Source organism: Bradyrhizobium sp. TM233, from assembly GCF_036247965.1.
Classification (GTDB): Bacteria; Pseudomonadota; Alphaproteobacteria; order Rhizobiales; family Xanthobacteraceae; genus Bradyrhizobium; species Bradyrhizobium ottawaense.
Map to the genome: position 1 here is coordinate 23389 of NZ_BTIG01000030.1, position 6612 is coordinate 30000.

General features: G+C 61.9%; 2 protein-coding genes, 1 tRNA gene and 1 rRNA gene (1 of these 4 only partly in view). 2 read left to right on the plus strand and 2 right to left on the minus strand.

Features of this window, described 5'->3' with window-relative positions:
* Positions 1 to 90: 90 nt before the first annotated feature.
* A complete protein-coding gene (locus tag AABA86_RS32440; protein ID WP_338309666.1) occupies positions 91 to 1710 on the minus strand; it encodes a Vgb family protein in 1620 nt (539 codons plus the stop codon).
* A 142-nt stretch (positions 1711 to 1852) separates the two neighbouring features.
* Positions 1853 to 3916 (minus strand): M23 family metallopeptidase, encoded by a 2064-nt coding sequence (locus AABA86_RS32445; RefSeq protein ID WP_212247164.1) that lies wholly within the window; start codon positions 3914 to 3916, stop codon positions 1853 to 1855.
* A gap of 1000 nt (positions 3917 to 4916) precedes the next feature.
* On the opposite strand from AABA86_RS32445, the gene AABA86_RS32450 reads away from it, so the two are divergent.
* Positions 4917 to 6405 (plus strand): 16S ribosomal RNA (locus tag AABA86_RS32450).
* A gap of 192 nt (positions 6406 to 6597) precedes the next feature.
* A tRNA-Ile gene (locus AABA86_RS32455) sits at positions 6598 to 6612 on the plus strand; it runs 62 nt beyond the window's last position.

Below are 6612 nucleotides of genomic sequence, written 5' to 3' on the forward strand. Positions count from 1 at the left end.
CCGGGGCGTTTTTTTGGGGGGCGCTGGCAAAAGCGTGGTCCGAAAAGGTGCGCAGCATCCCGCTTTAGCTAACGCGGTGGGGATCAGACGCTATTTCTTCACCACCTTGTAGATCGCGTTCTCGACGTCCGAGGTGAAATAGATCACCCCCGTCGCACCGACAGCCACGCCCGTCGGAATATTCGTCGGCAATCCACCGGGAGCGCCCGCGAGGCCGATCGGGAGATTGGCGGCGATCTCGGTGATCTCACCGCTTTCCGGCGCGATCTCGATCAGCCGTTTGGCGCCGACTTCCGCCACGATGAGCTTGCCGTCGTTCCCGCGCGCGATGCCTTCGGGCATTTTCAGCTCCTTGGCGACCACGGTCTTTCCGCCATTGCTGTCGATTTTGGAGACGATGCCCGCAAAGGCTTCGGTGACGTAGACTTCGTCGGTCTGGCCACGGACGAGCCCGACCGGGCCCTCGAGGTCGCCGATCAGCGTGGTGCGATCCTTGCCGTGCTCACCGCTCACCTTGACCAGCGACTTGGTGCCGAGCTCGGCGACCAAAATGCTGCCGTCGGCGAGCACGATCGCGTCGTGCGGCGCCTTGAAGTCGTGCAGCATGTCGCGCGTCGCGCCGGTCTTGGCGTCGATCACCTGCACCGTGCCGGTGAACCAGCTCGACAGCACCACATCGTTGCCCTTCGCCGTCGCGCTCATCGGATATTCCAGCGTGGTGTCGGCGGCGTGCATGCGCGCCTTTTCGGTGACCTCGCCGGTCGCGCCGTCCACCGTGCGATAGGCGAACACGTCGGCGAGGTGGATCGTATCCTTGCCGTTCTCCGAGGTGACGCCGATGCCACCGGGCAAAGCGAGCTTGCCAATGATGATCTGCTTGGCCTGACCGGTCGCGGGATCGACCTCCTGGATGCCGTTGTCGGCCATGTTGGAGACGTAGATGCGGTCCTTGTCGTCGATCGCGAGATTGTCCAGCGACGGCTTCAGTTGCGCGACCAGGGTCTTGGCGCCCGATTTGGGATCGACCCGGACGAGCTGGCCGAGCGCGGTGTCGACCACGAAGAGATTGCCCTTGGAATCGAAGTTCACCGCGGCCGGGACCTTGAAGCCGTCGGCGACGACGGTCAGCTCGGCCTTGTCGACGTCGACCTTTGCGACCTGGCCCTTGAACCAGAGCGGCCCGTAGAGCTTGTCGTCGGGACCGAACTCGAAGCCGTTGAGGCCGCCCATCTTCTCCATGATCTGGCGCGGCGGCTTCACGCCCTCGACGTCGATCTCATAGAGCGTGTCGCCGAGGAAAACGGTGGTGGCGTAGAGCCTGCCGTCTTTGCGGAAGGCCAGCGAGTTGATGCCGGGAAGGCCGGATGCGAGCTTCTTGATCGGGCCGTCGCCCTTGCGCGCATAGAGATCGCCGGTCAGGAATCCGGTCCAGGCCATGGTGCCGTCGGGCGCAAACGCGATGTCGTCGGCCATTCCGATCGGAGAGGGGATTGCAACCTTGGCGGTGCCGCCTGATACGTCCACCTCGTAGAGCGCCGCGCCGGCGACGCTGCCGGCGAACAGATGGCCAGCCTTGTCGATGCCGAGTCCATGCACGCCATGGAATGCCGAACCCTGGACCAGCCTGGTGACCTCCCAGGTCTCGGCGAATGCGCTCGTGGTTGCGAAGAACGCAGCAAAAAAGGCTGCGCAGGCGAGCCTGTTCGTCATGGCGAGACCTCCCGTTTTTTGGAAAGTATTCGCCCCTGGCGCCGCTTTGGCAAACGAAACTTGAAATTGTGACGCCGCGAAGCAGGCCTCGCGCGGGAACGTCGAATTCGGACCGTGTTTGGAGATCTCAGGTCGGTTGCAATTAGCGGTTGCTGACCTGCAGCGGGCCGCCGGTCGCATCCGACATGCGGGCGATGGCGCCGCCGCGGCCGCTCATCATGCCGTCGAGCCGGTCGCGCTCCTTCTCGAAGCCCGCGAGCATCGGGCCCTCGAGCGAACGGCCGCGCGGCAGCTTCACGCGCATCGGGTCGACGAAGCGGCCGTTGACCAGGATCTCGTAGTGGACGTGCGGGCCGGTCGACATGCCGGATGATCCGACGAAGCCGATCACCTGGCCCTGCCGCACCTTCTTGCCGACTTCCATGCCCTTGGCGAAGGCCGACATGTGGCCGTAGGCCGTCTCGTAGCCGTTGTTGTGCTTGATGCGGATGTATTTGCCGTAGCCGCCCTCGGGGCCGGCCTTCTCGATCGCGCCGTTGCCGGAGGCGAAGATCGGCGTGCCGTAGGCGGTGGCCCAGTCGACACCGGTGTGCATCTTCACAAAGCCGAGGATCGGGTGGCGGCGGCCGCCGAAGCCGGAGCGCATGATGGCGTTATTGACCGGCTTTCTGACCAGGAACTTCTTCGCGCTCTTGCCGGTCTCGTCGTAGTAGTCGACGACGCCGTCGTCGGGGCTCTGGTAGCGGTAGTATTTCTTGGTCTCGCCGCCGACGGTGAGGGAGGCGAACAGCACGTCGTTCTTTTCGCTCGACGTCACGCCCTCGTCCTCGCCGGCGTAGAACACGTCGAAGGAATCGCCCGGCTGCACCTTGCGCTGGAAATCGACGTCGTAGGAGTAGATCTTGATCATGTCGTCGATGACGGGCATCGGCACTTTGTTGCGCATCGCGGTCTCGTAGATGCTCTGGTAGAGCCGCACGCCGGAGCCGTCGTCATCATCGTCGTCATCGCTGCTGGCGCCAGCGGCGGCATCGGCGACGGTATTCATGCTGGAGACGTCGACCGCGACGTATTTGCCGAGATCGGACAGCGCCGCGATCGCCTCGACCATGGTCTCGTTGGCGACGACGACGCGGTAGGGCTGGAGGCGGGCGCCGGGGCTCGCCGGCGCCATCAGGATGCGGAGCTTCTCGCCCTCCTTGAGGCCGCCGTCGCGGCCGCGGGGGCCGAGCGTTGCGGCGATCGCCTTGATCTCGTCGGCGTTCGCGCCGAGATCGCGCAGCACCGAGGCGACACTGTCGCCCTTCTTGACCAGATGGACGCGTTCGCCGTTGGGATTGCCGCCGGTGATCTGCTCCTTGGTCTTGGGCAGCAGCGTGACGTTTTCCGGCACTACGCGCGTCTCGAAGCCGGCATAGGGATCGGAGGGCGAGGCTTCGGCGGCGTAGGCGCTTCGGATATCGGACGGGCCGGTCGCGCCGGAGACGTCGGCTGCGGCATTGGCGAGCGAGGCGTAGCGCACCCCGCCATTGCCGCGCCAGTTGGCGGCATCGCGCACCCGCATCAGGATGTCGTCGAGCGCCACCACCGCGGAAATCTTGGCTTTCGGCAGCACCGGCGACAGGTCCTTGGTGACGAAGGACACTTCGGCGTCGGGCTCGACCGCTTCGGGATTGTTGGGATCGTCGGATGCGGTCTTCGGATCGGAGCCGACGTCGGTGAGCAGGCGCTGGGCGTTGAACGGCGGGATCTTCGCCGACAGGTCGCTCGTCGTCATCGACAGATTGCCGGCGATCCGGACGAAGGGACGCACCCGCATCACGTCGCGGTTGCCGACGCGGGCGACCGTGGAGACGCGTACGATGTTGCGGGACGCCGAGGATTCGCTCGGCGGCGGCAGGCGGTCGCTCTTGTGCAGGGTGGCGGCGCGATCGGCGGCGCCGAATGCACCGCGCAGCGCGCCCTCGACCCGTTCCGGCACCTTGGCGAAGGTCATCTCGCCGTCGAGCGATGCGAAAACGGCGCCGCCGATCAGGGCTGCGCCGCAGAGTCCGGTCAAGATTGTCCCGCTGAACCATTGCACGGAGACGCGGCGGCGGTCGATCACGGCGGCTTCGGAACCATCGACGGACAGCGGCGGCTCGTGGCCGAGATCGATGATCCCGGTCTCACGCCCGTAAGCGCCGCGTGATGTCCTGTGGCTCAACCCAAGTCCCCCAATCAACGACCCAAGAAGCCCGCTTCGAACCTCGTCCCAGGCCGCCCTCTTGAAGGGGGATTGCCGGGAAAAGGCAAGCCGCACAGATGTCCGCGCTCAGAAAGCCCCACGACGGGGCCGGCCGAAATTACGAACAGAAGGGCGGAAAAAGCTCTCTCGATGTCTCTCGAATGTCCGGGGAAGGCCGCGTCATCTGCAAGATGCCTTCCTCTGACCCCATGAAAACCGCTGGCAGCCCCCACTGGCATCCCTGCGATTCAAGCTTGTCTCATACCAGAACGCCGCGGGATTGTGGCTCTAGTACGGCGCCTACCAGGGAAAAAGTTTCCTGAACGGCCCGGCGCGGGGGCCTCCTTGGAGGGGCGCCGCAGTCCGTGTCCGAAGCCCCTTCCGAGCCCCTCCGGAGCCCGCCTGGGGCCAAACTTTTTTTCAGATTTTTTGCCGGACGCGGCCGGGCCGCGCGACCGGCGTCCCGCTAACCGGCTGGAATCGTGTGATTTTTTACAACAATCCACCGTGCGACGATTTGTTGACAATGGCCGTTGACAATCCCGAGTGCGGGGGCCTATAACCCGACCACTGAGCGCGGCGCCGCCGGGTCACTGACCAAGGCGAGCGAACGCGCCACTGATGCTCCTCACCTTGTTGAGTGACACAACAGTCGACGTAAGTCGATTGGAGTTCATCCATCGTCGGTAAGGGTGTCGGAACCCTTCCTCTCTGGAAGGTTGGGGCCTCCACGGTCCCGGGCTGTTTGACAAGTGAAGATGAAGAAAGAGAAACGTGGACGGCGGAGTCCTTGCGCCTCTCGGATACTGAAGAGCTTCGGCTTTTGAGTTCTGAGAGGGGACGAAAGACTTCGGCGGTACACGTTTTCAAGGAAACACCATCGTTGCCCGCGATGTGAATCGCAGGCAGCAAGTCGATCTCGGTCGACAATGGTGGGACCTCGTCAAACGTTGTGATCAGCCGGTTCAAAGTTCAAGTCCAACTTGAGAGTTTGATCCTGGCTCAGAGCGAACGCTGGCGGCAGGCTTAACACATGCAAGTCGAGCGGGCGTAGCAATACGTCAGCGGCAGACGGGTGAGTAACGCGTGGGAACATACCTTTTGGTTCGGAACAACACAGGGAAACTTGTGCTAATACCGGATAAGCCCTTACGGGGAAAGATTTATCGCCGAAAGATTGGCCCGCGTCTGATTAGCTAGTTGGTGAGGTAATGGCTCACCAAGGCGACGATCAGTAGCTGGTCTGAGAGGATGATCAGCCACATTGGGACTGAGACACGGCCCAAACTCCTACGGGAGGCAGCAGTGGGGAATATTGGACAATGGGGGCAACCCTGATCCAGCCATGCCGCGTGAGTGATGAAGGCCCTAGGGTTGTAAAGCTCTTTTGTGCGGGAAGATAATGACGGTACCGCAAGAATAAGCCCCGGCTAACTTCGTGCCAGCAGCCGCGGTAATACGAAGGGGGCTAGCGTTGCTCGGAATCACTGGGCGTAAAGGGTGCGTAGGCGGGTCTTTAAGTCAGGGGTGAAATCCTGGAGCTCAACTCCAGAACTGCCTTTGATACTGAAGATCTTGAGTTCGGGAGAGGTGAGTGGAACTGCGAGTGTAGAGGTGAAATTCGTAGATATTCGCAAGAACACCAGTGGCGAAGGCGGCTCACTGGCCCGATACTGACGCTGAGGCACGAAAGCGTGGGGAGCAAACAGGATTAGATACCCTGGTAGTCCACGCCGTAAACGATGAATGCCAGCCGTTAGTGGGTTTACTCACTAGTGGCGCAGCTAACGCTTTAAGCATTCCGCCTGGGGAGTACGGTCGCAAGATTAAAACTCAAAGGAATTGACGGGGGCCCGCACAAGCGGTGGAGCATGTGGTTTAATTCGACGCAACGCGCAGAACCTTACCAGCCCTTGACATGTCCAGGACCGGTCGCAGAGATGTGACCTTCTCTTCGGAGCCTGGAACACAGGTGCTGCATGGCTGTCGTCAGCTCGTGTCGTGAGATGTTGGGTTAAGTCCCGCAACGAGCGCAACCCCCGTCCTTAGTTGCTACCATTTAGTTGAGCACTCTAAGGAGACTGCCGGTGATAAGCCGCGAGGAAGGTGGGGATGACGTCAAGTCCTCATGGCCCTTACGGGCTGGGCTACACACGTGCTACAATGGCGGTGACAATGGGATGCTAAGGGGCGACCCTTCGCAAATCTCAAAAAGCCGTCTCAGTTCGGATTGGGCTCTGCAACTCGAGCCCATGAAGTTGGAATCGCTAGTAATCGTGGATCAGCACGCCACGGTGAATACGTTCCCGGGCCTTGTACACACCGCCCGTCACACCATGGGAGTTGGTTTTACCTGAAGACGGTGCGCTAACCCGCAAGGGAGGCAGCCGGCCACGGTAGGGTCAGCGACTGGGGTGAAGTCGTAACAAGGTAGCCGTAGGGGAACCTGCGGCTGGATCACCTCCTTTCTAAGGATGATCCTTCAGCGAGCTTCGGCTCACTATCGGATCGTTTTAGAAACATCAGTGGCCAACAATCGTCAGGATTGTTGAGCTGCATTGGCGGGATTTCGCCGTCTTCGTTTCTCTTTCTTCGCGGACGAACACGCGCTGGGGCTGCAGGTTTGCAGAGTCCCTGGTCCTTGACTGGATATGCGTTAGGGGCTTGTAGCTCAG